This is a genomic window from Oligella urethralis DSM 7531, assembly GCF_000372065.1.
GTDB classification, from domain to species: domain Bacteria; phylum Pseudomonadota; class Gammaproteobacteria; order Burkholderiales; family Burkholderiaceae_B; genus Oligella; species Oligella urethralis.
In genome coordinates, this window is record NZ_AQVB01000017.1 from 1 (window position 1) to 26,541 (window position 26,541).

Below are 26,541 nucleotides of genomic sequence, written 5' to 3' on the forward strand. Positions count from 1 at the left end.
TCATATCACACAAGGATATAACCTTACTATTTCTTCATAACTTAAGCATAAGCACTTAAAACATAATTTATTTCGCTCACCGTCGTGAAACGGCGGTCGCTCACCATGTTAAGTGCCCACACTTATCGGTTGTTTAAATTGTTAAAGAACACGTGGTTGATTTCAACCAGTTAAACCATCCTAACGAATCGCTTAGCTTGTTGTCATCAGCACTGCTTCGTGAGCAGCAAAGATTTAAATTATGAATCATCTAAATCTATTTGTCAACACATTTTTAAAAAATATTTGAAAATAAATTTTAGTGTGTTGTTTTTATTTTACTTCGCTTTTACTCGCTATCACTAAATATCGCGAAAGACAGCTATTATGCTGAAGTCTTTTCTTCTTGTCAAGTCTTTTATCGAAAAGCCAAAACATCCTAGTGAGTTACCACTCAAAAGCAAGGCTATTTTAAATAAAAGTGATTTGATAGAAAGAGAAGTGGTGCCGGCTACAAGAGTCGAACTCGTGACCTTCTGATTACAAATCAGCTGCTCTACCAACTGAGCTAAGCCGGCTGAAGATTGAAATTATAGACGATTTATATTTATTTGCAAGTACTTTTGTTGTTATTTTATAAAAAAGTCGAATTTAATGCTTTTTTTGCAACAAAAATGACTTATTTGATAATTTGCAGTATTGAGGCTTTTTTGGTTTCAGGTTTTTCGGAAGCTGCGCCAGGCTCAACTGCGTTATCAACTAAATCATAATCCTCCTCAAAGGGAAAGCCCATACCCTCTTGTGTTTCTCGCGCAAAGAAACTCACCACGGTAGCCACCGGAAACATCACCTCTTGTGCTTGACCACCAAAACGCGCACTAAATGAGACCCAGTGATTATCCACATGAAAATCCTTGGTTGCTACTGGACCCACATTAAAAGTGATATAGCCATCTTTAACAAAGGCCTTTGGCACTTGGCAGTTTTTATCGACGCGCACCACAATATGCGGTGTTAAGCTTTGGTCATAACACCACTCATATAATGCACGAATCAAATAAGGCTTACTGGATGCCGGAAACATACAATCACTCCTTGCACTTAAATCACGCAAAATACCCGAACTTCATCAAACTGACAGCTCGGGTACTAAGCATCATAAAAACTAACGACGCATTACCTTTTCACTTGGGGTAAGCGCCTCAATAAAAGACGGTCTGGAGAAAATACGCTCAGCATACTTCTGAATTGGTGCTGCGCTGCGCGGCAACTCAATCCCATAGTGCTCTAAACGCCATAGTAGTGGCGCAATCGCTACATCAGGCATTGAAAAATCATCGCCTAACAAATAGTCATTTTTGCTCATCACCGGTGCTAACACAGTTAACTGATTGCGAATACGGTTACGCGCCACTTCCACTTCCTTGGCATCTGGACTTAACTGGCGATCCTCTAACACTAGCACGTGTGAAAAAAGCTCACGCTCAAAATTATGTAAAAACAAACGCGTACGTGCACGCATAATCGGTTCGGCTGGCATTAATTGTGGATGAGGAAAGCGCTCATCAATATACTCATTAATGATATTTGACTCATAAAGAATCAAATCACGCTCTTCCAAAATAGGTACTTTGCCATAAGGGTTCATCACTGTAATATCTTCCGGCATATTGAATAAATCAATATCACGGATTTCAAAGTCCATGCCCTTTTCATATAAAACAAAACGACAACGCTGAGAAAAGGGGCAAGTTGTTCCCGAGTGAAGAATCATCATATAAATTGGTCTCCGTTTAAACGAATTAAGGTCAGCGCCATAAGACACTGACCTCATTTGCATTACACAGTAGTGTAGGTACAAAAAACTGTCGGTGTTGAACTATTTTACATTTTTCCAGTATTGCTTGTTCAAGAACCAAGCGACAACAAAGAACAGTGATAAGAATAGCATTACCCAAGTACCGAGCACTTTACGGAAATGCTGATCCGGCTCAGCCATCCAACCCAAGAAAGCACTTAGGTCGGCCATGTTCTTATCAAAGGCCTCACGCTTAGACTCGTCTAAGTATGTAATTTCAGCAGAAGAACTTTCGCCGCCTTTATAATCACTAAGCACTTTTTCACTTACTAAGGTAGCAAAACCATCTTTGTCGAACTTAGTCACCGTTTCAACCCATTTGCGCGTATCGCCGTCCTCAACTGATTTGATATCAGTAATGGTGGCTTCAACCGGACCCTGCATTCTCCATAATGGATTAGGCATTGCCGCATTTGGGAATACGATATTATTCCAACCCGTTTGGCTGCTTTGATCACGATAGAAAGTACGCAAATACGTATAGATGTAGTCCGTACCCGGCTGGCCTAAGTTAGCCGCTCGAGAACGAGCAATCACAGACAGATCGGGCGGCGTCACACCCATCCACTTTTTAGCATCCTGTGCCGGTAAGGCAATATGCATCATATCGCCTACACGCTCACCAGTAAATAATAGATTATCCTCAATCTGCTGCTCAGTGAGACCCAGATCCATCAACTTGTTATAGCGCACATAATTAGCGCTATGGCAGTTCAAACAGTAATTAACAAATAGCTTAGCGCCATTTTGTAAGGCAGCTTTATCAGTTACCTTAACAGGCATCACATCCCAAGCTGGGCCTGTTGTTGCTGCTCCAGCTGAAGTAACAGCAGCAACTGTTAAAGCTAAAACGCTTAATATTTTTTTCAACATGATTCACCCTTGCTCTTAGTGTGGCTTGTAGGTAACACGCTCAGGTACTTCTTTGAACGTACCTAAACGACTCCAAATCGGCATAAAGAAGAAGAACGCTAAGTAAATAACTGTAGCCACTTGCGACGTCAAGTTTAATAAATCTGACGGCGCTTTAGTACCGATGATACCTAAGATAATAAAGTTAATCATGAAGATGGCGTAAAGTAGCTTGTGCCAACCTGGACGATAACGAATCGACTTAACTGGCGATTTATCTAACCAAGGTAAGAAACCAAGCATCACCACCGTACCGCCCATGACCACAACACCCCAGAACTTCGCATCAAACACACGAAGTAGCACAGCCACAGCAATTAAAATCACTGGCCATACAATCTTCCAAATGCCACGGGTATTTTTACTGAAGAATAAGCCAATCGCAAAGAGGATACAGAAAGCAACTAAAGCCCAAGTAAACTCATCCGTGGTGGCACGCAGCATCGAGTAGAATGGCGTGAAATACCATACTGGCGCAATATGCGGCGGTGTCACATAAGGGTCAGCAGGGATAAAGTTATTAGCCTCTAAGAAGTAACCACCCATGGTCGGCGCAAAAAACATAATAGCCGCAAAGACTAATAAGAAACCGGCCACACCTAAAATATCATGCACCGTGTAATAAGGATGGAACGGAATACCGTCAAGAGGACGACCGTTAGCATCTAATTTTTCTTTAATCTCCACACCATCAGGGTTATTAGAACCCACTTCGTGTAAAGCAATGATGTGCGCCACAATCAAACCGATAAGCACTAATGGAATCGCAATCACGTGGAAAGCAAAGAAGCGGTTTAAGGTAGCATCAGACACCACGAAGTCACCGCGAATCCAAGTAGATAAGGCTTCACCTACAAAAGGCACAGCCGCAAAAAGGTTAACAATCACCTGAGCGCCCCAGTATGACATTTGACCCCAAGGCAATAAATAACCAAAGAAGGCCTCAGCCATTAAGCAGAGGAAGATGGCAACCCCGAAAATCCACACTAGCTCACGTGGCTTGCGGTAAGAACCATAGAGCATACCACGCAACATGTGCAAATACACCACCACAAAGAACATGGAGGCGCCGGTAGAGTGCATATAGCGAATCACCCAACCAAAGGGTACTTCACGCATGATGTACTCAACTGAAGCGAATGCTACATTACCATCTGGCTTATAGTGCATCACCAAGAAAATACCGGTCAAGATCTGAATAACCAGTACTAGCATGGCTAATGAACCGAAGAAATACCAGAAGTTAAAATTCTTGGGGGCATAATACTCCGTCATATGCTCCTTGACCATTTTGGTCATCGGAAATCGGCGATCTACCCAACCAAGAAGACCTGTTGTTTCAACAACTTTCTCGCTGGCCATGTAAGGCTCCTTTTTATCAAAAGCTAACAATCAAAAAAACCCTGCAGGTTCCCAAGCGATTAGGCCGGAGAAACCATCCCAATCATGATGTTGAAATCGTCAACAAAGTAATAAGGAGGTACCAGTAGGTTATCAGGGGCCGGTTGGTTTTTAAACACACGACCGGCAAAATCAAAGACCGAACCATGACAAGGACACAAATAACCGCCCAACCAATCGGCGCTCATACCTTGAGAACTACCAGTGGCAAAGCGAGCGGAGGGAGAACAGCCTAAATGTGTACAAATACCCACCATCACCATCCACTCAGGGTTAATTGAGCGGTGCTCATTTTTGGCAAAGTCAGGCGTAAAACCAGGACGATCGGACATTGGATCAACCAGTTCATCATTAAGCTTGGAGAGCGAAGCAAGCATCTCGGGTGTGCGGCGCAAAATCCATACCGGCTTACCCTGCCACTCAGCAGTAATCATCTGACCCGGGGCCACTGCTGAGATATTTACCTGAACCGGTGCACCGGCAGCCTTAGCTCTATCTGATGGTGACATTGATGCCACAAAAGGAATTACCGTAGCAACCCCTGCAACGCCACCGACCGCACAGGCGGTACCTAACCAAAAACGACGAGCGGGATCATCAGGCAACACACTGGGTGAGGCCTGCTCAACGACCATCTCTTTTGAAACTGTAGATTCTTGACTCATATCATTCCCTATTTCTGCCAAGGTCTAAAAAATAAACGATGTGTGGCACCAGAAACCTGCGCTACAATCGTACAAACATAATCTGAAAAATATACAATATTACTATACGCAATACTATTTAACCCCTTATTATATACTTTATAAACCTGTTACATCGATTAAAAGGAAATTTTTTATGAGCAAGGCCTCCAGTTTTATTCAAGAGTTCAAGGAATTTGCTGTTAAAGGCAATATGATCGACCTCGCCGTCGGGGTGATTATCGGTGCCGCTTTCGGCAAGATCATCGACTCATTAGTCAAGGATGTGATCATGCCGCTTATCAGCTTTATCATTGGCGGTTCGGCCGACTTCTCTAATATGTTCGTAGTGCTATCTCGCCCTGAGGGATACAGCGGCCCTGAAACCTACCAAGCGCTGACTGAGGCAGGCGCTAACGTCTTTGCTTATGGTAATTTTGTCACCATTTTAATCAACTTTATCTTACTGGCATTTGTGGTCTTTTTAATGGTAAAAGTCATTGCTAAAGCACGCGCTAGCTTTGAACACGAGAAAAAGGTCGAAGAGGCGGCTCCTGAAGCTGAACCAGCTGATGTTGCACTGCTCCGTGAAATCCGCGATTTACTACAAAAGCAGGAAGCACAGTCGCAAATTGACAACAAATTGCAGTAGTCGTTATTAGCGCTCATCATTGCATCAGCCCGAACCTAGCTTGTTCGGGCTAATTTTTTGCTAAGTAACGCCCCATCAAACTGGGTTTTCAATATTCACAAACTCTAACTGCAGCTGTGGAAAGCGTTCCTGCATCACCCGCATCAAACCCTGCACACCATAGCGCTCAGTCGCATGATGGCCGGCACCATAATAGGCCACACCATACTCTCTGGCCAGATGAAACACTGGCTCTGAGGCCTCACCAGTGATATAGGCATCGGCACCAGCTAAAACCGCCTCTTCAAACATACTTTGAGCGCCGCCGGTACACCAAGCAACGGTGCGAATCCTTTGCTCCGGGTCGCCAATAAAGAGCGGTGCGCGACCCAACGCCAGCTGAAGATGTTCGCTGAATTGCTGCGCAGTCATCTCGTCCTGTGGCGTCTGCCCCAACCAAATCAAATTATCCCTGCCCACGGTGTGTGGTTTATTATCCACATAGTCAACACGCAATCCCAAGACTTGCGCTAACATGGCATTATTACCCCATAATGGATGAGCATCAAGTGGTAGGTGATATGCAATCAGATTGATATCATGTTTGATAAGCTTAGCCAGTCGCTGATATTTTGCATTGATGATTCTGGTGTCTTCATTTTTCCAAAACCAGCCATGATGCACGATAATCGCATCTGCCTGCTTTTCAATCGCTTGTTCCACCAAATCCAGACTGGCAGTGACACCGAAAACCACCTTTTTGATCTCAGGTTTTCCCTGCACCTGCAGTCCATTTGGCGCATAATCCTGAAACAAATGGGGTTGCAGCTGAGTATCGAGCCAATGCATGAGCTCTTTGACTGTAATTTTATTCACGATCGATTCCTACGTTATTTATGTACCGCTATTGGTTGATTTTTACACAAGCCGTCACGATTGTCTTGGCACTGATATTTACAATTAGTACTATCAGGCCCGGATGGCTGGATCGACAAATAGAAATCCAAACTCAACCAACCGCCATGGTCAAGATACAACCCGAGGCGATTCCCAATCAAAACAGCTCCACTAAGTCTCAAAGCCCCATCACAACCACGGTGACGGTCTTTACCTCCTATGCGGATGCAGTGAAACTTGCCGCACCCTCAGTGGTTAATATTTATACCACTAAACGCGTTGCTTCGCCGCTACGCGAACTGAATGATATACCCTCGTTACGCCCCTTTATTCAGGAGCAAAATGAGCGTCAGCGTCTAAGCGATCCAACCAGCCTAGGCTCAGGCGTGATCGCCTCAGAACAAGGCTATATCTTAACCAATTATCACGTCGTTGAAGCGGCGGATGCGATTGAGGTGCTGCTTCATGACGGGCAAAGAGCAGGCGCTAAATTTATTGGCGCCGATCCAGACACCGATCTGGCGGTACTACAAATTGATTTACCAACGATCCAACCCATCAAAAGCGATCCTAATCAAACGCTTAATGTCGGCGATGTGGTGTTAGCGATAGGCAACCCCTTTGGTGTTGGCCAAACCACCACCATGGGCATTATTTCTGCCTTGGATCGCTCAGGCCTCGGCATCAATACCTATGAAAACTTTATTCAAACCGATGCGGCGATTAACCCAGGTAACTCCGGTGGCGCCTTAATTAATGTAAATGGCAGTTTGATTGGTATTAATACAGCGATATATGCTGAGTCTGGCTCTGGCGGTTCTTTAGGCATTGGCTTTGCAACGCCAGCCAGTACGGCCTTAAAAATCATGGCCGAGATTATTGAAACGGGTAAGGTTTCACGCGGCTGGCTAGGAGTTGAGCCGCAAGACGTGACCCCAGATCTAGCCAAAGCCTTTAATCTGCCCCAAGTGCGTGGTGTGATTATTGCCTCGGTAGGTCAGCAAAGTCCTGCAGCCACCAGTGGTTTAGCGGTGGGCGATATTATTTTAAAAATCAATGACAAAGAGGCGATTAACACCCGCCAAATGCTGAATGAAGTGGCCGGACTAAAGCCCGGCACCCTGATTAAGCTAGAGGTCTTAAGAGGTGGTCGTAAACTTAGCTTTGATGTGACTTTAGCGCAGCGCCCTAAAAGCTTTGAGTAGCACTGATTACGACTCCTCTGCTACCGCTTCGCTCTCCGGCTTTCGGACCTTGACAAAGCGGCATAAGAAAATGCCAAACTCATACAAAATACACAGTGGCAAGGCCATGAGTAACTGACTGATAACGTCCGGTGGCGTCACGATAGCGGCTACGACAAAGGCACCGACAATCACATAACCACGAATGGCTTTTAGCTTTTCAACCGTGATAATACCAAATGAAGCTAATACCACGACCACCACCGGCACCTGAAAAGTCACACCAAAGGCCAAAAACATCGTCATCACAAAGCTGAGATACGCTGCAATATCAGGCGCAACAGCAATCGACTCTGGCGCAACCATCGCAATAAACTGAAAGATGGTATGAAATACCACGTAATAGCAGAACAGCATGCCCAAGAAAAAGAGCAAGGTACTGGACACAATTAAGGGGATGATTAAGCGCTTTTCATGCAAATACAATCCCGGTGCAATAAAGGCCCACGCTTGATATAAAACCACCGGCAAAGCAATCACAAAGGCCACCAACAGAGTCACCTTGAGCGGCACCAAAAACGGCGTAATAACGCCTGTCGCAATCATGGTGCGATTTTCTGGTAGGGTACTGATCATGGGTTGCGCCAAAAAATCATACACGGCACCAGTACCAGGATAGATGGTCAGCACCACAAAAACCGCCAACACCGCCAACAACATACGGATGATGCGTGTGCGCAACTCAATTAAATGTGAGAAAAAACTTTGACCCGGATCGTCTGCCGCTGAACTTGCTTGTTTAGACATGTGAGCCACCCCTATCACTACTTGATGTGTTCTTATTGCCTGCTTCGTCGGCAGCGGCCTCCTCATGCTGCGCAAGGCTAACAGCAGCCGATTCAGCACCAGGCTTTTGCTCCCATAGCGCTAAGCCCGCTAAACTTTTATCAGCATTTATAGGACTCTCATGCTCCGCCACATAGGCATCCCAAGCGGCGTTATCTGCTTCAAGCGCCTCCGCATCTCGCTCAGGCGCTAGCGGTGGTTCGTAGCTTGGTCCATCATAAGCACTAGTCAGCTGCTGCCTACTAGCACTCACGCTAGATGCAGCGGACTCCCCACTTGCGGTTGATTCATCAGCATCAGGTATCCAGCGCTTACGCAATACATCCGCGCCGGCGGCTAGACTCTCGTCCTGCTCTTCGGGATAAATTAAGGCCTCCGCCACCGTCGAATCAACGGACCTCATACGCGGCGCTGGCGCCTGCTGATGCTGTGCGGCATCAGGCATTGTGCTCTTAGCCCCAGCCCCCGTCACAGCCTCGGCAGAAGCACTGGAAGCGCCAGCGCTTACCGCAGCCGCATCACGACTGACAGTGCTTGAGGCCACTGTCTTTGGCGCCTCCGTCAGCGGCACCGAAGCCGCTGTCTTCGCTGCTTCGTCTAATTTTAAGCTATCTAAATTTGGTAAAGGGTTTAATGAACCCTTTAGCTGCTGCTCCAGATCCTTTACCTCAGATTTAACCGTATCTAAGGGGTTTGTGATGCTTTTAATGGGATTGGTAATGGAGGTAATTTCACCCTCCACTGAAGACTTAGCTTTGGAGACGTTTGAAGCCACTTCGTCCTTAAACTTTTTAATATCATCAACGTGCATTTCACGCTCGATATCACTTTTAATATCGTTCACATAGCGTTGTGCACGGCCCATCAATAAACCAAGCGCCCTTGCCGTTTTCGGCAGGCGCTCAGGTCCAATCACGATTAGCGCAACCAGCGCAATAATAATTATCTCGGAAAAGCTAAGACCAAACATAGTAACTCGGCACGACCACCTACACCGAAGTGCTTAAGCAGATGGCTTATCCTTGTCCTTAATCTCGGTAAATTCGGCATCGCTAACCTGATTTACGGGCACTGCTTTAGCCTCTTCGGTAGCCGCTTTTTTGGCTACTGTGCTTTCTTCTTCGGCATCACCAAGGCCCTTTTTAAAGCCTTTGACCGCCGTACCTAAATCCTCACCGACATTACGCAATTTCTTGGTACCAAAGACTAAAGCCACTACGACCAAAACGATTAACCAATGCCAAATACTTAATGAACCCATCATATTCTCCCAAAAATTTCTTTGCTAATAGTATAGCATTTGCAAGTTGATACCTTTATGACTAAAAGCAGTCCGACCTATTCAGGACGTGACGCTTTTTCAACTAAACCGGATAAGCCCTCACGCCGTGCCAATTCGGCTAGTACCTGTGCCGGTGAAACGCCATAATAGATCAAAGCAAGCAGACTATGGAACCATAAGTCGGCCGCTTCATAAATAATTTCTTCTTGATTGCCATCTTTGCAGGCCATAATCAGCTCAGCGCCCTCTTCGGCAATCTTTTTCAAAAACGAGTTCTCACCCTTATGGTAGAGCTTGGCCACATATGAGGTGTCGGGATCGCCACCATTTGCCGGGAGACGGCTTATTAAGACCTGCTCTAAATGCGCTAACACCTGTTGCGCTTCAATTTGCTTTTGCTCTGACATTTACCACTCTAACTAATTACTCAGACTTGTACATAAGCGCTGGATCCATCAGCACAGGGTCTACCGCATCCCAATAGCGCTCACCCTCAGCAGATGTCTTTAAGACTCGAAAAAAACAACTCTCGCGACCGGTATGACAAGCCACACCGCCCTGTTGCTCGATCTTGAGTAGCAGCACATCAGCATCACAATCCAGAATAATCTCATGCACAATTTGTGTATTGCCTGAGCTTTCACCCTTACGCCACAGCTTTTTACGAGAGCGGGACCAATAAACACCGCGTTTAGTGGTCACCGTCTCAACTAAGGCTTCATGGTTCATCCAAGCCACCATCAGCACACGATTTGTTTGCCAATCCTGCGCTATCACAGGGATAAGCCCCTGATCATTAAAGTTGACTTGAGTGATCCAGGTCATTTAGTCCATCCTAACTGCAATACCTTGATCGCGCATAAACTGCTTGCACTCTTGCACCGTAAATTCGCCAAAGTGGAATACACTGGCTGCCAACACGGCGCTAGCGCCACCCTTTGTAACCCCATCAGCCATATGCTGGAGCGTACCCACACCACCAGAGGCGGTAACAGGAATGCTCACCGCATCGCTGATGGCGCGCGTTAATGCCAGATCAAAGCCATCTTTGGTGCCATCGCGATCCATACTAGTCACGAGAATCTCACCTGCGCCCTTTGTCTCCATGGTTTTGGCCCATTCAACTGCGTCCATACCAGTGCCCTGACGACCGCCGTGAGAAATAACCTCCCACCGTGGTGCTTCGCCCTCGGCATTCACCTGACGCGCATCAATCGCGATGACGATGCGTTCGGAACCAAAACGCTCGGCTGCCTCCCTAATCAGCTCGGGATTGGCAATGGCCGCACTACCGATGGATACCTTAGAGACGCCAATATCAAGCAGGCGCTGGATATCCTCCAGACTACGCACACCGCCACCGACTGTCAGCGGAATATTGATAGCCGCTACGGTTTTTTCAATGACCGGAAAAATCATCTCACGATCGTCACTAGTCGCAGTAATGTCTAAAAAAGTCAGCTCGTCGGCTCCCTGTTGACAATAGCTTTTCGCTATTTCAACCGGATCGCCGGCATCTCGTAAGCCGACAAAATTTACACCCTTAACTACACGACCACCATTAACATCTAAGCACGGGATGATTCGCTTGTACACATTTGATTGCTGGTTTAATTGGTCGTTTTGCATTATTCCTCTATCTCTTCAAAATAGTCATCAACAAAATCGAGGGCTTCTTCAAAATCCAAAGTACCTTCGTAGATACTCCGGCCGAGGATCACACCCTCAACGCCTTCATCTGCCACCTGACAAAGTGCCTCAATGTCTCGCAAATCAGTCACTCCGCCGGAAGCGATGACCGGAATTCTGGTCGCATTGGCCAGACGTACGGTTGCTTCGATATTAACCCCGCTCAACATACCATCGCGGCCAATATCAGTATAGATAATCGACTCCACTCCGAAGTCTTCAAAACGCTTTGCCATATCGATCACATCATTTTTTGTGATCTTGGCCCAACCATCAGTGGCTACCTTACCATCTTTGGCATCTAAACCCACAATAATATGCCCGTGAAAGGCGCTGCACGCATCCTGTAAAAAACCTGGATCCTTAACGGCTGCAGTACCGATAATGACATAATCAATGCCGCTATCAAGATAATGCTCAATGGTTGCCATATCCCGAATACCGCCGCCAATTTGTACGGGAATTTCGCGATCAACGGCTTTTAAAATGGCATCAATAGCGGCTTTGTTTTTAGGGCGTCCGGCAAAAGCACCGTTTAGGTCAACCAGATGCAGGCGCTCCGCCCCCTTTTTGAGCCAAGCTTCAGCAACTGCGGCTGGGCTATCAGAGAAAATCGTGGTGTCGTCAAGATCACCCTGTCTGAGACGAACACATTGGCCGTCCTTTAGGTCGATGGCTGGGATGAGCAGCATGATATTATAGAATAGTAGAGTAAATAGTTTAAATTTAAATCAAACGGCGATGGATAATATTTATCGCCCCGCAAATAGTATTTATACCTTATTTTGAGTGTTTTGCACTAGCAATTACGAGGATCAATACAATTAAATTTGATGCTTCCTCAAATTGTCGTCCAAAGCCCACGCAGACCCTGGACGACACAGGCAAGACTAGAGCACACCCTTGGTTGAAGGAATTACCCCGGCCATACGCGGATCCTCGGCTAAGGCCATGCGTAGCGCCCGTCCGAATGCCTTAAATACCGTCTCGGCTTGGTGATGTGAATTAATCCCTTTAAGATTATCAATATGCAAGGTCACTGCGGCATGATTCACAAAGCCCTGAAAAAACTCTTGGAACAAATCCACATCAAAGCGACCAATCAAAGCCCGCGTAAAAGGAATGTGGTAGTACAAGCCTGGGCGACCTGAAAAATCAATCACTACGCGTGACAGCGCCTCATCCAAAGGCACGTAGGAATGACCATAGCGGACAATGCCCTTTTTATCACCCACGGCTTTGGCAAAGGCTTGCCCCAGCGTGATACCGACATCCTCCACCGTGTGGTGATCATCAATATGTGTATCACCATCACAGTAAACCTCTAAATCAATCAGACCGTGACGTGCGATTTGATCAAGCATATGATCGAGAAATGGCACGCCCGTATTAATATCCTGTTTACCCGTACCATCTAAATTAATGGCAACACGAATCTTCGTCTCTTGGGTATCACGACTAACTTCAGCAGTACGCATGACATCTTCCTTATAATAAATTAATTCTTATAGCGGTATTCAGCACTACGGGCATGCGCCTGTAGACCCTCACCATACGCTAAACTACTTGCAATCGGCCCTAGCATCGCAGCGCCTGCTTGCGACACCCTAATAAGGCTAGAGCGCTTTTGGAAATCATACACGCCCAACGGCGATGAAAAACGAGCCGTACGTGAGGTGGGTAAGACATGATTAGGACCTGCACAATAGTCGCCTAAGGCTTCAGAGCTATAGGGTCCGACAAAGATCGCACCGGCATGGCGAATTTTATCGACCAAGGGCTGCGCATCTGCGACCGAAATCTCCAAATGCTCCGCAGCGACATAGTTAGCGATCTCACAGGCCTCATCCAAGTCTTTTACTAATATCAAGGCACCGCGATTGGCTAAACTTGTAGCAATAATCTCACGCCGCCACATGTTGGGCAACTGGCGTTGGATCGAAGCCTCCACCTCGTCTAAATAGGCCGCATCAGGGCATAATAAAATGGCTTGTGCCAATTCATCATGCTCAGCTTGCGAAAAGAGATCCATGGCAATCCAGTCAGCTGGCGTTTTACCATCACAAATAATTAAAATCTCACTGGGACCGGCAATCATATCAATACCGACCACACCAAAAACTCGACGCTTTGCCTCAGCCACGTAGGCATTACCCGGACCGACAATTTTATCGACCTGTGCAATCGTCTCAGTACCATAAGCTAAGGCAGCCACCGCTTGCGCACCACCAATGCTGAGCACGCGATCGACACCGGCCACCGCCGCTGCGGCTAGCACTAAAGGATTATGCTCACCGCCCGGAGTCGGGGTCACCATCACCACTTCCTGCACCCCGGCCACCTTGGCTGGCACCGCGTTCATCAAAACCGAAGAAGGATAAGCGGCCTTACCGCCAGGCACATAGAGCCCAACCCGATCCATGGGGCTGATTTTAACCCCTAGCACCGTACCATCCGCCTCCTCGTAATGCCAGCCCTCGCTTTTTTGATGCTCATGATAGCGACGAATACGCTCAGCGGCTTTCATCAGGGCCTGACGCTGCTCCTCAGGCAGACCCTCTAATGCGGCCTGACATTGCGCCTGAGAAATCTCCAACTCAGCCATGCTCTCGGCCTGTACGCCATCAAATTTGCGGCTATACTCAAGCACGGCCGCATCACCACGCGCCCGCACATCCGCTATAATTTCGCTGACCACCTGCTCAATTTGAGCGTCTTGCGTCTCGTCATAGGCTAATAACTGAGCTAACTGCTCACCAAATCCTACACTACTAGCATCTAATCGATTAATTACTGACATAACTATTCCAAGGCAGCCTTTTCAAATGCATCAAGAAAGGGCTGCAAGCTTTTACTACGGGTTTTTAAGGCCGCTTGATTCACAATCAGACGTGATGAAACTGGCATCACATCTTCCACATCAATTAAATTATTCGCTCGCAGGGTACCACCCGTGGAAACCACATCCACAATGGCGTCAGCCAAGCCAGTCAAAGGCGCCAGTTCCATGGAGCCATATAACTTGATTATATCAACGTGTACACCCTTTTTAGCGAAGTGCTCGCGCGTGATATTGACATACTTGGTGGCGACCCTTAGGCGACTCCCTTGGCGCACCGCCTTTTCATAATCAAAATCCTGACGCACCGCCACCGCCAAACGACATTTCGCAATATTTAAGTCAATCGGCTGATAAAGACCACCCGCATGATCCTGACTATATTCATACAGCACGTCCAAACCGGCCACACCAAAATCCGCCGCACCGAACTGCACATAGGTTGGCACATCAGAAGCGCGCACAATCAAAATCTGCAAATTCGGATCGCTAGTGGCTAAAATCAATTTGCGCGAGGTACTCGGGTTTTCTGCCACCTCAATCCCAACACTGGCCAATAATGGCAAGGTGTCATCAAAAATACGTCCTTTGGAAAGGGCAAGCGTCAGCTTATCCATGCTTAATCTATCCTTTGAATTGTTGCGCCCACGGCGCTCAGCTTTTGTTCCATATTGACATAGCCGCGATCGAGGTGATAGATACGATCGACAATTGTCTCGCCCTCTGCGACTAAACCAGCAATCACCAAACTAGCCGAAGCCCGTAGATCGGTTGCCATCACCATGGCTCCGGATAGGTGCTCAACACCGTTAACCACGGCGGTGGGACCATCAAGTAAAATATCCGCATTTAAGCGCAGCAGCTCAGAAACATGCATAAAGCGATTTTCGAAAATATTTTCTACAATCACAGCAGTCCCCTCAGCAACACAATTCATTGCCATCATTTGCGCCTGCATATCCGTAGGGAATCCTGGATGCTCGGCGGTACGAAAACTGACGGCTTTAGGCCGTTGCTTCATGGTTGCATGAATCGTATCCGCCCCAATCTCAAGCGCAAGCCCCGCTTCGCTCAGCTTATCCAGCGTGGCACCCATGGTGTCGGGATTCACATTGCGCAACAACAGCTCACCCCCGGTCGCCGCCACCGCACATAAGAATGTCCCGGCCTCAATACGATCCGAAATAATGGCATAGTCGGTGCCATGGAGCTGCTCAACCCCTTCGATCACGATTCTATCCGTGCCGTGGCCACTGATTTTCGCCCCCATGGCAATCAGAATATTGGCCAAATCAACCACTTCCGGTTCCCGTGCGGCATTTTCTAAAATCGTTGTACCTTTTGCCAATACAGCGCTCATTAAAAACTGCTCAGTACCACCAACCGTCACCATATCAGTACGAATTGAGCCGCCAACCAAGCCTGTCGCACCAGCCTCGCCATAAACATAGCCATGCTCCACCGCTAATTGAGCGCCCAACTCCTTGAGCCCCTTAAGGTGTTGATCCACAGGGCGTGAACCGATGGCGCAACCACCAGGCAAGCTGACCTTAGCACGCCCAATCCGTGCTAGCAACGGCCCTAGCACAAGAATTGAGGCACGCATGGTGCTAACCAATTCATACGGCGCCTCATGCGATGTGACTTCAAGCGTCTGCAACTTCAGTACATCCTCAGCCAACCACTCCGCCACCACACCGAGCTGCTGCAACACCGCAATCATCGTTTCCACATCCTTGAGACGCGGAATATTACGTAAAATAACCGGCTCTGCGGTTAATAAGGTTGTACATAAAATAGGCAAGGCGGCGTTTTTAGCGCCAGAGATCATCACCTCACCGTGCAAAGGCTGACCGCCGATAATTCTTAATTTAGCCATGTTGAGAAAACTCTGCCGGGGTTAAGGTCTTCATTGAAAGCGCATGAATTTCCTCCTTCATGCGTTCACCCAAGGCGGCATAAACTAACTGGTGACGCTGAATTAAGCGCTTACCCTCAAAGGCTTTGCTAACAATGACCGCTTCAAAATGCGAGCCATCACCGACCACATGCACATGCTCACAGGCTAAATTACTCTCGATATACGTTTTAATCTGCTCTGGTGTAGGTAACATCTTGATTAACCCTTTAAAAATTAATTTCTTAGCTTATAACCACTGACAATTAAACGCAAAGCGATCAGTGAAACAATCACAAAAAACACACTAACCACCGCCAAACTTAACCAGGGGGAGGTGTCTGCCACCCCAAAGAAGCCATAGCGCATGCCGTCAATCATATAAAAGATCGGATTCCAATGGGATACGGCTTGCCAAAACGGCGGTAATGAGTGAATTGAATAAAACACACCGGACAAAAAACTCGCCGGCATAATTAAAAAGTTTTGGAATAGGGCTAATTGGTCAAACTTCTCCGACCATAGGCCCGCAATCAATCCCAAGGTAGACATAATACCGCAAGCTAATACAGCAAAGACTAAAACCCACAGTATATTGTAAGGTAGCACCACCCTAAAAATCAGCGCAAAGAGCCACAAGCTCAGTCCCACCATCAAACCACGGATAACCCCACCCAGCACATAAGCACCATACAGCTCATAGGCAGATAACGGTGGCAATAAAATAAACACCAGATTACCGGTGATCCGACTTTGCACGAGCGACGATGAGGCATTAGCAAATGCATTTTGCTGCATACTCATCATAATTAATCCCGGAATCAAAAATGATACATAGTCAATGCTAATATCCGAGCCTGCGTAGCTTTGTACCCGTCCTTGCAAGACATGGGAAAAAACCAGTAAATAAAGCACAGAGGTTAACACCGGCGCCAGGATGGTTTGTAGAGCCACACGCCAGAAGCGCATCACCTCTTTGGCTAAGAGCGTAGGAAATCCAGAACGATAGTCTTTATGCTGGCGCAGTCGTTGATAGGCACTACTTCCTAACGCGCTGTTCTCTACGGTCGACGACACTTGACGATCACTAGTCCTAGTCATGAGACACCTCCAGCGAGGAATCATACATAGCGCGAGAAAATGCGGCCTCAAGATTCGCACCACCATAATGCGCCATAATCGCTTCTGTTGTATCTAAGGCGATTAAATTACCACGTTTTAAAAAGGCCAAGCGATGGCACATGGACTCGGCCTCTTCGAGATAATGCGTCGTTAAAAGTACAGTATGACCCTTTTTATTTAGTCTTGAAATAAAATCCCAAAGCCCACGTCGTAAATCCACATCCACGCCAGCGGTAGGTTCATCCAAAATAATCACCGGCGGACAGTGTACCAAGGCTTGCGCAACTAAAACACGCCGCTTCATACCACCTGATAGGGCGCGCATATTTGCCTCGGCCTTATCGCTTAAGCCTAAATTAGCAAGCACCTCATCAATCCAGTCGTCATTATGGCGAATGCCAAAATAGCCAGACTGCAAACGTAAGGTCTCACGCACGGTAAAAAAGGGGTCATATACCAGCTCTTGTGGCACCACGCCCAAGGCTCGGCGTGCCTGTCTATATTGCTCCTGCACATCAAAGCCCATCACCTTGGCGGTTCCAGCACTGGCTCGCACCAAACCCGACAGCACCGAAATCAGGGTAGTTTTACCGGCGCCATTAGGACCCAACAAACCAAAAAACTCCCCCTCTTTTACCTCAAAGGACACATCATTGAGCGCCTGAAAGCCGCCAGCCTCCACATCACGCCCCATGAGACGGCGCCACATTGAGCTTTCCTTAGGGTATATCTTGGAGACATGCTCAAATTGAATTGCAATAGACATAGATTTATTAACGTTAAGATTCTTATAAAGCAAGAAGTGAGACTAAGCTATTTTAGCCTAATCTCACTTTTAATCAGTTGACAATCCTTAAGCCTAACTCAAGGATGTCTGAACGACGGTAGCTACCCTAAACGCTTAGCACAGCAATCACTAGCGTTGTAGACTCTTAATCAAGCCATCGATACCATTGCGACTGATTTCACCAGCAAACTGGTTGCGGTAATTTTGAATCAACCAAATGCCCTCGATATTCATATCATAAACTTTCCACGAGCTACCGGCTTTTTCCAAACGGTAATCAACCGCTACCGGGGTATTACTCACACCAGTTAAGGTGGTACGCACGACCACATCGGCGGCATTAGGATCACCACGGAATGGCAACACATTCAGCTTGGTACTATCAGTCACGTCCTTTAAGGCACCACTATAGGTACGCACTAAGGTATTTTTAAAGCCCTCAACCAAGGCCGCTTTCTGCTGCTCAGTGGCTTGACGCCAAGGTTGACCGGTGGCTAAGCGGGTGGTTTTTTCCATATTGACATAAGGCACAATGTACTTATCCACCAAGCGATTGGTCGCCCCTACGTCACCGCTACGCGCAGCTTGGTCTTGTAATAAAGCGCTTAAGGCTTGATTAGCGACTTTCTCAACAAAGGCGTTAGGACTTTCAGCTCGGGCCTGAGCGCTAGCAAAAACACCTAAACTGATCAATGCTGCTAAAGCACCACGATTGACGACCTTTCCGGCTGTTAATTTCATAAAACTCTCCATAATCATTTGAGCTATCCATTGATTGGACTCGATTTTTTACAAGAGTGATAGCTCTGTCAGGCTAATGTACAGCATTTAATGCTGTACATTATTTAGTCTTTGTGTAGATATGTAACCCAATCGCTAACTACTAAGCCTCTGGATCCTCATACTGTGGCAAGTCAGCGCTAGTATCTGGCGTTGATGCTGTCGCTGTTGCATCAGCCTCAGGATCCTCGTACTGAGGTAGAGCGGAGGCACTCGCAGCCGTATCAGCGCCGTCCGGGTCATCGTAGCTTGGCAAGCCATCATAGCCTAAATCATCCGTGGTTGGACGATACTGATCCATGGTCGGCTGCATAAACATATCCTCACCCGGACCATAACGATGATCGTCCTCCTTAGTCCATGCGGGTACCTTCGTGCCATCGGTGATTTCAGGAGCCATTTTTTGAGCCACCAGGGCGCGACGATTCTGCAAATAGGCATCACGCACAAAACTGTACTTATCAATGGCAATACTATCTGCCAATTCATCCGCATCTAATAAACTAGCACGGCTATCAATCACACCAAGTCCCACAGCAGGATTACGCAGCCTAACATTATCAATACTCCATGGGGATAAATAAGCCTCGGTTTTAGCTAAAGAATCCACTGCCAAACCAGCCGTATCACGGAAATTGCTTGGGCCAAAGCCAGGCAATACCACATAATCCCCTTCACCTGCACCCCAAACCGCCAAGGTGGTACCGAAATCATTGCGAATTTTATGTGCGCCGTTCATTGAGGCAACATCAATACAGCCCCCTAAGCCCACGGTACTATTAAAAAGTACGCGCCCAAAGGTGTTAACCGCATCCAAGCCGCGTCCCTGTAACATACTGTTGAAACCGGACCAAACATCGCCCAAGTTACCAAAAATATTACTGACACAAGTTCTGACTGGATTCGGCACCAACACCTCGTAGGTACGCGCCACCGGTTTAAGAACCGCACCATCCAAGGCCTCATTTACCTCAAACATAGTGCGGTTATAGCTCTCAAAAGGATCATTTGGATCCGGTTGGGGCACAGACACGCATGCCGATAAAGCAAGCCCTAAAGCGCCTACCGTTAGTAGTTTTTTAGTCATCGCGAGCATCATATTCTCAATCAAAATTATTGTTAGTATTTATTCGGCCGAACCCTGTTTATCAGCCGTGGAGAACAAGAACTTACTAATTAAATCCTCAATCACCACTGCACTTTGAGTGTAAGTAATCACCCCACCCTGTGCTAAATTCTCATCATCGGCTCCGGGCGTTAAGTCAATATACTGCTCACCGATAAGGCCTTGGGTCTTAATCGAAGCGGAAGTATCCGTCGGAAACTGATACTGCTTTTCTATATCCATTTCAACAATCGCACGAAACATTTGATTATCAAAGGCGATATTTTTAACGCGACCTACCACCACACCGTTGCTCTTGACTGCCGAGCGCTTTTTGAGCGAGCCGATATTATCAAAATGGGCACTGACAGTGTAGTTAGGCTGCATACTAAAGGTGCTGAGATTACCGGCACGTAAGGCTAAAAACACCAATGCCAACACGCCTAACAGCACAAAAATGCCAACCACAAACTCAATACGTTTATTCATTTCTAAACCTTTGCTTTAAAACATCACGGCGGTCAATAAGAAATCTAGACCCAAAACCGTTAAAGAACTGATAACCACGGTACGTGTTGTGGCTTGCGAAACGCCCTCGGGCGTGGCTCTACACGTCCAACCTTGATGTAGGGCAATCAACATACACGCCACCCCGAACGCCATGCTTTTTACCACGCCATTTAGCACATCATCAAACACATCAACACCTGCTTGCATTTGAGACCAGAAAGCGCCGTCATCAACACCTAGCGACACCACGCCAACAAACCAACCGCCCATCACGCCGACCGCTGAGAAAATAGCCGCCAAAATCGGCATTGCGATCACACCACCCCAGAAGCGCGGCACTAATACTCGCTCAACCGGATTAATCCCCATCACATCAATGGCATCCAACTGCTCACCGGCCTTCATCAAACCGATTTCGGCCGTAATCGAGGTGCCCGCACGCCCAGCAAACAATAAGGCCGTCACCACTGGACCAAGTTCACGCAACAAAGATAAGGCAACCATCAAACCCAAGGCCTGTTCAGAACCGAACATCGAGAGAATACTGTAGCCTTGGAAACCCAAGACGAAGCCCACAAACAGACCGGATACCGCAATAATCAGTAAGGAATAGACCCCAATAAACAGAATCTGCTCAACCAATAGTCGCGGCCGCTTAAAAATCAAGGCTGAACGCAACACAATCTGCACTAGCAGAATAAAAATATTACCCAGGTGACCAATACCATTAATCACATAGCCACCAATTGATGCAATCCATGAATACATAACTATCGCCCCCTGCGCTTAGACTTCGCTTGGCGAGCAATTTGCAGCTGCTTTTCTGCAAACCAACTTTCATAATCAGGCGTCGTCGGGTACTCAAAGCGTGTGCTACCCTCGGGCGACAGACCATGAATAAAGTTTTGTACCCGCTGATCCGACATGGCACGAATCTGTGCTGGTGTACCCTCCGCAATAATGCCACCTTGATGAAGCATATACACATAATCCACGATGCGGAAAGACTCCTCAATATCATGGGTAATTAAGAGACCAGCGGTGCCTAATTGCTTAGTAATGCCGCGTAGCATATCCGCCGTTTGATTCATGGAAACAGGATCTAGACCCGCGAAAGGCTCGTCATACAGCAATAACTCTGGCTCCATCACAATGGCGCGAGCCAAGGCAATACGTCTTGCCATGCCCCCAGACACCTCGGAAATATTTAAATGAGCCGCAGTCTTAAGACCCACCGCAGCGAGCTTATCCAGCACGCGCTCCACAATCTGCGATTCATCCAGCGTGGTTAATTCACGTAAAGGATAAGCCACATTTTCAAAAGTATTTAGATCTGTAAATAGCGCGCCCTGCTGAAACAGCACACCCATATTTTTACGTAATAGGCTCAGCTCCTTGGGGCTGATCGCATTCAGCACCTGGCCAAAGAGCCTAACCTCCCCGGTCTTGGCACGAATCTGCCCGGTCACGCCACGCATAATGGTTGACTTACCGGAGCCGGAGCCGCCGATTAAGGCGATTAACTGCCCCTTGTGAATCGAAAGATTCACCCCGCTGAGAATAATACGCTTACCATAACCCAAACTGACATCGTTAAACTCAACGACTTTTTCAGAGGATAAATAATCGGCTGCTTTGGTTGCGGCGCCTGCATGACTTAGCGTAGCGTCTGTAGGTGAACCGTCAGAGCTTTGAATTGACATTAACTAGGCTTATAAACGATTAGGTAGATCAATTGATTTTAAATAATCAAATTTTTTCTTGCAATAACTATAACATCAATTACGCCATCTCGTTACAATAGCAACATCACTTATCATCATTTACTGCTTAGGCAATGATCAAAAACGACAATTCCGCACCCGCTTCCACCTCTTCCTTTAACAGCCTCAATTTATCGGAGGCGCAATTAGCCAATCTACAACAACTGGGTTATGAGCAAATGACAGCGATCCAAGCGCTAGCCTTACCACTTGCCTTAAGCGCCCAGGATTTGATTGTGCAGGCGCATACCGGCAGTGGCAAAACCCTGGTCTTTGCCTTAGCCATACTACAAACACTGGAGTTAAGCCGTATAGAGGCACAGGCCTTAGTGCTTTGCCCAACGCGTGAGTTGGCCACACAAGTGGCAGAGGTAATTCGTAAGGTAGGTAGAAGCCACCCCTCATTAAAAGTCAGCCTTATCTGCGGTGGCGCTTCGATTAGCCGTCAACAAGCATCCTTAGCTCAAGGCACCCATATCATTGTGGGGACACCGGGACGGATTGAGGACCTTATCAATCGTGGCGCCTTGCCATTAGGCAGTGTAAAAACGCTGGTCTTCGATGAGGCTGACAAAATGATGGATATGGGCTTTTATGAAAGTCTCAGTACAATTAGCAATGCCTGCCCTTTAAAGCGCCAGACCTTAATGTTTTCTGCGACATACAGCCCGGCGTTATTGGAGCGCACTGAGGGCTTTTTAATCAATCCACACATGATTCAGGCCATAGATGAGCCAAAGCCCGAGATCCAGCAGGAATTTTATTTAGTCAACGCCAATGAGCGAGGCCAAGCGCTTATCAGCTTACTTAATCACCATCTCCCGCTGGCCACACTAGCCTTTTGTAATACCCGTGATGAGTGTGAGCTATTGCAACGCCAATTACAACGCGCCGGTATTATCAGCCATGTACTGCACGGACAAATGGAGCAACGTGAGCGCGAGGATGTATTAATCCAGTTTGCCAATCACAGCTGCAGCGTGTTGGTCGCCACCGATGTTGCAGCGCGCGGCTTGGATATCCATGCCTTAGATTTAGTGGTTAACGCACATATCTCACCGAATGCCGACACCCATCTGCACCGCATTGGACGCACCGGCCGTCAGGGCGCAACAGGGCACGCCATTACCTTCGTCACTGAGGACGAACTTTTCCGTAAAAAAAGAATCGAAGAAGTCAGCGCACAACGCTTTGATTTACTCGCTGCGCCTCCGGCGTGGCAGGGTCGACAACACTTAAAAGCGCCGATGCAAACCATCACAATCCGTGGGGGTAAAAAAGACAAATTACGTGCCGGTGATATCCTAGGTTCACTGACTAAAACGCTTGGGCTAGAAGCAGAGCAAGTCGGCAAAATCACGATTCATGACTTTGTTAGCTTTGTGGCGATCGCACGGGATATTGCCCCGCAAGTAGCACAACGCTGGCAACAAACAACCATCAAGGGCAAGCGTCGCAAAATCAGCTTACTCCCTTGATAACTTACATAAATTAACACCTTACACAGCAAGCAATCAGGGAACTAAAGACTATCTTTGCAGTCAAATTAGCACTCAGACCGATAGAGTGCTAAAATAGCATACAGCGTACTTTATCGGCGCCTATCTATTAAAGGACATATATTACTATGACAAATCAAGCACTTGCTTTACATAATCGCGCATTAGCCACCCTTGGCTCGGGTGCTATTGGCAGTATTGAGTCATATATCAGTAGTGTGAATCAGATTCCTATGTTGACGCCCGAAGAGGAGCGAGAGTATGCGGAGCGTCTACAGTACCAAGATGATATACAGGCAGCCCAAGCCTTAGTGTTATCACATTTACGTTTAGTGGTGTCAATTGCACGCCAGTACTTAGGCTATGGCCTACCGCATGCCGATCTTATCCAAGAGGGTAATATTGGCTTGATGAAGGCGGTTAAGCGCTTTGACGTTAATCGTGGTGTACGTTTAGTCTCTTTTGCCGTACATTGGATTAAGGCAGAAATTCACGAGTACGTGATCCGTAACTGGCGCATGGTACGCATTGCGACCACCAAGGCGCAGCGTAAGCTATTCTTTAATCTTCGCAGCCTACGCTTAGACAGTTCTACCCTGGCGCCCGAGGAGATTCAAGGCATTGCTGACAAGCTTAATGTCAAACCTGACGAAGTGGTTGAGATGGAGATCCGCTTAAGCGGTCGTGATATGTCATTGGATCCAGGCCCTAGCTCACGTGCCGATGATGATGAGTTTACGCCTATCGATTATCTATCCGATGAGGGTGAAAGTAGCCCTTATGAGATCATCGCTAGACGCGAACATGAGGAATTGCAGACGCATGGTCTTGCGGCTGCTTTGGAGTCCCTGGACCCACGTTCACGTCGCATCGTGGAAGCGCGTTGGTTACAGGACGACGGTGGTTTAACACTACATCAACTAGCCGATGAGTTCGGCGTATCCGCTGAGCGTATTCGCCAGATTGAAGCCGCTGCAATGAAGAAAATGCGTAGCTTCCTTGGTGAAGATGCAATGAACTAATCCACACAGCGCAAGCTCACCATTAGTTACATTTTAGGGGTGAGTTTTTGGAACTAACAGGAGATTCTCTGGACTAACACCTGTGAGCAATGGAAACGTAGTTATTACCCCGCTCATCATTCGTCCATTTTTCTCCTCTTTCCCTTCCCCTTAAGGACGAATGTTTAGACACTTCCGGCCCCCTTGCCGGAGGTGTTTTTTTGCGCTGATATTGTTAACCCCCTTTGAATCAATCAAAGTCTCACTCAAGGAGAAGCTTTTTCAAATCAGCAGCCATCTTGTCGGGTGGCGTGCCCTCGCTAAATAAAAGCACGGATTCTGCGGCTTTATCCAATACAAACACATAGGCACTATGCTCCATCGTATAAAAACCCGCTGGTCCTGGCACCTGATGATAAAACACATTAAAGGATTTGGCGATTTGTTGTAATTGTTGAGGCTCGGCAATTAAGGCCTTAAAGCTGGGATCAAAATGCGATAAATACTCTCTTAAGCGCTGAGGCGTATCACGCGCCGGATCCACCGTCACAAAGTAAAACTGCACCGCTTCTGCCTCTGTCGGCGCTAATAAGTTAAGTGCCTGTTGGATCTGCACCAGGGTATTAGGACATACATCCGGACAATGGGTAAAGCCAAAATAAACGAGCGAGAGTTTACCCTTAAAATCATCAAATTTGAAGTCATTCCCACGTTCATCACGAGCCTCTAGACCGCGACCAAAATGACTGCCCCGAATACCACTGCCATTAAAATCGCTATGAGTCAAATTAAACAGATGCTGCCATTGTGCTGCAACCGGGCTCATCGCCAGTAAGGAAAAGGCGACGCTTAGACTAATAAGCAAGGGTAAAAAATAAGCCACAAAACGCATCCTAGCTGCCTCCGATTGTTGATTGAAAAGACGCCAAGCGCTTGAGATATGCTTCGTCACACCCGGACACAGTTCAAACACTAAGGCTTGATATATACTTGGAGATAATGTCATTATTTTAATATCCTAGTATACAGAGGAAGAGTAAGTCATTGAAGCTTGAAAAAATGCAAGCGCTCTATCAGCAGTTAAGCCAGCAGGTTCAAGAGGTGCCCGTGAGCGGCTCAAGACCCTTGATTATTGCCGGTAAAATTGCCGGTTTTATCCATCCCGCCGCCATTAGTGCATTACAAACTAAGCACTACCTTAAGCAGGATGCGTTGGCGGTTTATCTGGCTGAAGCAGGTATTACTCGGAGCGAGTTAAATGCGCTCTTAGTTGATGTAGCCTATTGTTTACGTGATGCAGGCTTAACCAGAGCTTGGCGCAATGAATTGCTAAATGTATACGCCGAGGGCTCCGTGATTGCACAGATTGAGCGTGCTGCCATGCGCCCCCTTGGCCTCTTAACCATGGCGATTCATTTAAATGGCTGGACCCCTGAGGGAGATATTTATCTGCAATTACGCGCCGCCAGTAAGGCCTTCGATCCTAATCGCTGGGATACCTTAGTCGGTGGTTTATTAAATGCCGAGGACAGCCCACCCGAGGGCTTAATCCGTGAATCACAGGAAGAAGCCGGGCTCGCCACCACTCATCTCAAGCAACGCACACCGATTCGTACGATTTTGCGGATGCGTCGACGCCTTCCCGAGGGCTATCAATTAGAAGATATTTTAGTCAGTGATTGCATTATTCCGCCTGACGCGACCCTTGAAAATCAGGATGGTGAGGTAGAGCGCATTGAGACCTTTAGACCGAGCGAAGTGATACAAATGATTGAGGATAAAGACATCACTATTGAAGCCGCCATTGTTCTTTTAGATAGCTTGATTAACCAGCATATTCGTCATTTAATGCAGCAATAATCCACCCAACAAAAGC

Annotated in this window: 31 protein-coding genes and 1 tRNA gene; 5 read left to right on the forward strand and 27 right to left on the reverse strand. The window is 47.2% G+C overall.

Annotated elements, in window-relative coordinates; all coding sequences use genetic code 11:
- Positions 1 to 481: 481 nt before the first annotated feature.
- The 6 genes from A3GA_RS0109160 to petA all read right to left on the reverse strand — a co-directional run bounded on the left by A3GA_RS0109160 (position 482) and on the right by petA (position 4,815).
- Positions 482 to 557 (reverse strand) — tRNA-Thr (locus A3GA_RS0109160).
- Between the two features lie 101 nt (positions 558 to 658).
- Positions 659 to 1,063, reverse strand: coding sequence for a ClpXP protease specificity-enhancing factor (locus A3GA_RS0109165; RefSeq protein ID WP_018027105.1), 405 nt, complete (start codon positions 1,061 to 1,063; stop codon positions 659 to 661).
- Positions 1,064 to 1,144: 81 nt separating this feature from the next.
- Positions 1,145 to 1,756, reverse strand: coding sequence for a glutathione S-transferase N-terminal domain-containing protein (locus A3GA_RS0109170; RefSeq protein ID WP_018027106.1), 612 nt, complete (start codon positions 1,754 to 1,756; stop codon positions 1,145 to 1,147).
- A 102-nt stretch (positions 1,757 to 1,858) separates the two neighbouring features.
- Entirely contained in the window at positions 1,859 to 2,710 is an 852-nt protein-coding gene (locus tag A3GA_RS0109175) for a cytochrome c1 (protein WP_018027107.1), read from the reverse strand.
- Between the two features lie 15 nt (positions 2,711 to 2,725).
- Positions 2,726 to 4,111 (reverse strand): cytochrome b, encoded by a 1,386-nt coding sequence (locus A3GA_RS0109180; protein WP_018027108.1) that lies wholly within the window; start codon positions 4,109 to 4,111, stop codon positions 2,726 to 2,728.
- 59 nt (positions 4,112 to 4,170) lie between these two features.
- Entirely contained in the window at positions 4,171 to 4,815 is a 645-nt protein-coding gene (gene petA / locus A3GA_RS0109185) for a ubiquinol-cytochrome c reductase iron-sulfur subunit (protein ID WP_018027109.1), read from the reverse strand.
- 175 nt (positions 4,816 to 4,990) lie between these two features.
- Between petA and mscL the strand changes: the two genes are divergently transcribed.
- A complete protein-coding gene (gene mscL, locus A3GA_RS0109190) occupies positions 4,991 to 5,485 on the forward strand; it encodes a large conductance mechanosensitive channel protein MscL (RefSeq protein ID WP_018027110.1) in 495 nt (164 codons plus the stop codon).
- A 75-nt stretch (positions 5,486 to 5,560) separates the two neighbouring features.
- On the opposite strand, the gene A3GA_RS0109195 is transcribed toward mscL, so the two are convergent.
- Positions 5,561 to 6,340, reverse strand: coding sequence for a Nif3-like dinuclear metal center hexameric protein (locus A3GA_RS0109195; protein WP_018027111.1), 780 nt, complete (start codon positions 6,338 to 6,340; stop codon positions 5,561 to 5,563).
- Between the two features lie 20 nt (positions 6,341 to 6,360).
- Here A3GA_RS0109195 and A3GA_RS0109200 point away from each other — a divergent pair, with 20 nt between their 5' ends.
- Positions 6,361 to 7,566 carry a S1C family serine protease gene (locus A3GA_RS0109200; protein ID WP_026156919.1) on the forward strand — a complete coding sequence of 402 codons (1,206 nt, stop codon included), beginning with the start codon at positions 6,361 to 6,363 and terminating at the stop codon, positions 7,564 to 7,566.
- 6 nt (positions 7,567 to 7,572) lie between these two features.
- Here A3GA_RS0109200 and tatC read toward each other — a convergent pair whose 3' ends face one another.
- The 19 genes from tatC to A3GA_RS0109295 all read right to left on the reverse strand — a co-directional run bounded on the left by tatC (position 7,573) and on the right by A3GA_RS0109295 (position 22,105).
- Entirely contained in the window at positions 7,573 to 8,352 is a 780-nt protein-coding gene (tatC, locus tag A3GA_RS0109205) for a twin-arginine translocase subunit TatC (RefSeq protein WP_018027113.1), read from the reverse strand.
- On the reverse strand, positions 8,345 to 9,361 hold the full coding sequence (gene tatB, locus A3GA_RS11860) for a Sec-independent protein translocase protein TatB (protein ID WP_018027114.1): 1,017 nt from the start codon (positions 9,359 to 9,361) through the stop codon (positions 8,345 to 8,347). Before tatB ends, tatC begins: the two co-directional genes overlap by 8 nt.
- Before the next feature lie 33 nt (positions 9,362 to 9,394).
- Positions 9,395 to 9,652, reverse strand: coding sequence for a Sec-independent protein translocase subunit TatA (tatA, locus tag A3GA_RS0109215; protein WP_018027115.1), 258 nt, complete (start codon positions 9,650 to 9,652; stop codon positions 9,395 to 9,397).
- A 77-nt stretch (positions 9,653 to 9,729) separates the two neighbouring features.
- Complete coding sequence (locus A3GA_RS0109220) at positions 9,730 to 10,080, reverse strand: phosphoribosyl-ATP diphosphatase (protein WP_018027116.1); 351 nt, start codon at positions 10,078 to 10,080, stop codon at positions 9,730 to 9,732.
- Positions 10,081 to 10,096: 16 nt separating this feature from the next.
- Positions 10,097 to 10,498 (reverse strand): phosphoribosyl-AMP cyclohydrolase, encoded by a 402-nt coding sequence (gene hisI / locus A3GA_RS0109225; protein ID WP_018027117.1) that lies wholly within the window; start codon positions 10,496 to 10,498, stop codon positions 10,097 to 10,099.
- On the reverse strand, positions 10,499 to 11,302 hold the full coding sequence (gene hisF / locus A3GA_RS0109230) for an imidazole glycerol phosphate synthase subunit HisF (protein WP_018027118.1): 804 nt from the start codon (positions 11,300 to 11,302) through the stop codon (positions 10,499 to 10,501).
- Positions 11,302 to 12,054 carry a 1-(5-phosphoribosyl)-5-[(5-phosphoribosylamino)methylideneamino]imidazole-4-carboxamide isomerase gene (gene hisA, locus A3GA_RS0109235; protein ID WP_018027119.1) on the reverse strand — a complete coding sequence of 251 codons (753 nt, stop codon included), beginning with the start codon at positions 12,052 to 12,054 and terminating at the stop codon, positions 11,302 to 11,304. Before hisA ends, hisF begins: the two co-directional genes overlap by 1 nt.
- Before the next feature lie 198 nt (positions 12,055 to 12,252).
- On the reverse strand, positions 12,253 to 12,840 hold the full coding sequence (gene hisB, locus A3GA_RS0109240; protein WP_018027120.1) for an imidazoleglycerol-phosphate dehydratase HisB: 588 nt from the start codon (positions 12,838 to 12,840) through the stop codon (positions 12,253 to 12,255).
- Positions 12,841 to 12,860: 20 nt separating this feature from the next.
- Entirely contained in the window at positions 12,861 to 14,162 is a 1,302-nt protein-coding gene (hisD, locus tag A3GA_RS0109245; protein WP_018027121.1) for a histidinol dehydrogenase, read from the reverse strand.
- Positions 14,163 to 14,164: 2 nt separating this feature from the next.
- A complete protein-coding gene (gene hisG, locus A3GA_RS0109250) occupies positions 14,165 to 14,818 on the reverse strand; it encodes an ATP phosphoribosyltransferase (protein WP_018027122.1) in 654 nt (217 codons plus the stop codon).
- 2 nt (positions 14,819 to 14,820) lie between these two features.
- The gene (gene murA, locus A3GA_RS0109255) at positions 14,821 to 16,080 is read right to left on the reverse strand and encodes a UDP-N-acetylglucosamine 1-carboxyvinyltransferase (protein WP_018027123.1); all 1,260 of its coding nucleotides are present in this window, start codon (positions 16,078 to 16,080) and stop codon (positions 14,821 to 14,823) included.
- Positions 16,073 to 16,315, reverse strand: a complete 243-nt coding sequence (locus A3GA_RS0109260; RefSeq protein ID WP_018027124.1) for a BolA family protein — start codon at positions 16,313 to 16,315, stop codon at positions 16,073 to 16,075. The genes murA and A3GA_RS0109260 overlap by 8 nt, the downstream gene beginning before the upstream one ends.
- 20 nt (positions 16,316 to 16,335) lie before the next feature.
- Complete coding sequence (locus A3GA_RS0109265; protein WP_018027125.1) at positions 16,336 to 17,199, reverse strand: ABC transporter permease; 864 nt, start codon at positions 17,197 to 17,199, stop codon at positions 16,336 to 16,338.
- The gene (locus A3GA_RS0109270) at positions 17,192 to 17,986 is read right to left on the reverse strand and encodes an ABC transporter ATP-binding protein (RefSeq protein WP_026156923.1); all 795 of its coding nucleotides are present in this window, start codon (positions 17,984 to 17,986) and stop codon (positions 17,192 to 17,194) included. The genes A3GA_RS0109265 and A3GA_RS0109270 overlap by 8 nt, the downstream gene beginning before the upstream one ends.
- Positions 17,987 to 18,136: 150 nt before the next feature.
- Positions 18,137 to 18,748, reverse strand: a complete 612-nt coding sequence (locus A3GA_RS0109275) for an MlaC/ttg2D family ABC transporter substrate-binding protein (protein WP_018027127.1) — start codon at positions 18,746 to 18,748, stop codon at positions 18,137 to 18,139.
- Positions 18,749 to 18,890: 142 nt separating this feature from the next.
- The gene (locus tag A3GA_RS0109280) at positions 18,891 to 19,874 is read right to left on the reverse strand and encodes an MlaA family lipoprotein (protein ID WP_225792214.1); all 984 of its coding nucleotides are present in this window, start codon (positions 19,872 to 19,874) and stop codon (positions 18,891 to 18,893) included.
- A gap of 39 nt (positions 19,875 to 19,913) precedes the next feature.
- Positions 19,914 to 20,381 (reverse strand): outer membrane lipid asymmetry maintenance protein MlaD, encoded by a 468-nt coding sequence (mlaD, locus tag A3GA_RS0109285; protein WP_018027129.1) that lies wholly within the window; start codon positions 20,379 to 20,381, stop codon positions 19,914 to 19,916.
- Positions 20,382 to 20,396: 15 nt separating this feature from the next.
- Complete coding sequence (gene mlaE, locus A3GA_RS0109290; RefSeq protein WP_018027130.1) at positions 20,397 to 21,170, reverse strand: lipid asymmetry maintenance ABC transporter permease subunit MlaE; 774 nt, start codon at positions 21,168 to 21,170, stop codon at positions 20,397 to 20,399.
- Positions 21,171 to 21,172: 2 nt separating this feature from the next.
- Positions 21,173 to 22,105 carry an ABC transporter ATP-binding protein gene (locus A3GA_RS0109295; RefSeq protein WP_018027131.1) on the reverse strand — a complete coding sequence of 311 codons (933 nt, stop codon included), beginning with the start codon at positions 22,103 to 22,105 and terminating at the stop codon, positions 21,173 to 21,175.
- Between the two features lie 134 nt (positions 22,106 to 22,239).
- Here A3GA_RS0109295 and dbpA point away from each other — a divergent pair, with 134 nt between their 5' ends.
- Positions 22,240 to 23,643, forward strand: coding sequence for an ATP-dependent RNA helicase DbpA (dbpA, locus tag A3GA_RS0109300; RefSeq protein ID WP_018027132.1), 1,404 nt, complete (start codon positions 22,240 to 22,242; stop codon positions 23,641 to 23,643).
- Between the two features lie 149 nt (positions 23,644 to 23,792).
- Complete coding sequence (gene rpoH, locus A3GA_RS0109305) at positions 23,793 to 24,686, forward strand: RNA polymerase sigma factor RpoH (RefSeq protein WP_018027133.1); 894 nt, start codon at positions 23,793 to 23,795, stop codon at positions 24,684 to 24,686.
- 241 nt (positions 24,687 to 24,927) lie between these two features.
- Here the strand turns inward: rpoH and A3GA_RS0109310 are convergent, their stop codons facing one another.
- Positions 24,928 to 25,671, reverse strand: a complete 744-nt coding sequence (locus A3GA_RS0109310) for an SCO family protein (protein ID WP_018027134.1) — start codon at positions 25,669 to 25,671, stop codon at positions 24,928 to 24,930.
- A gap of 38 nt (positions 25,672 to 25,709) precedes the next feature.
- On the opposite strand from A3GA_RS0109310, the gene A3GA_RS0109315 reads away from it, so the two are divergent.
- Positions 25,710 to 26,525 (forward strand): NUDIX hydrolase, encoded by an 816-nt coding sequence (locus tag A3GA_RS0109315; RefSeq protein WP_018027135.1) that lies wholly within the window; start codon positions 25,710 to 25,712, stop codon positions 26,523 to 26,525.
- Positions 26,526 to 26,541 lie beyond the last annotated feature (16 nt).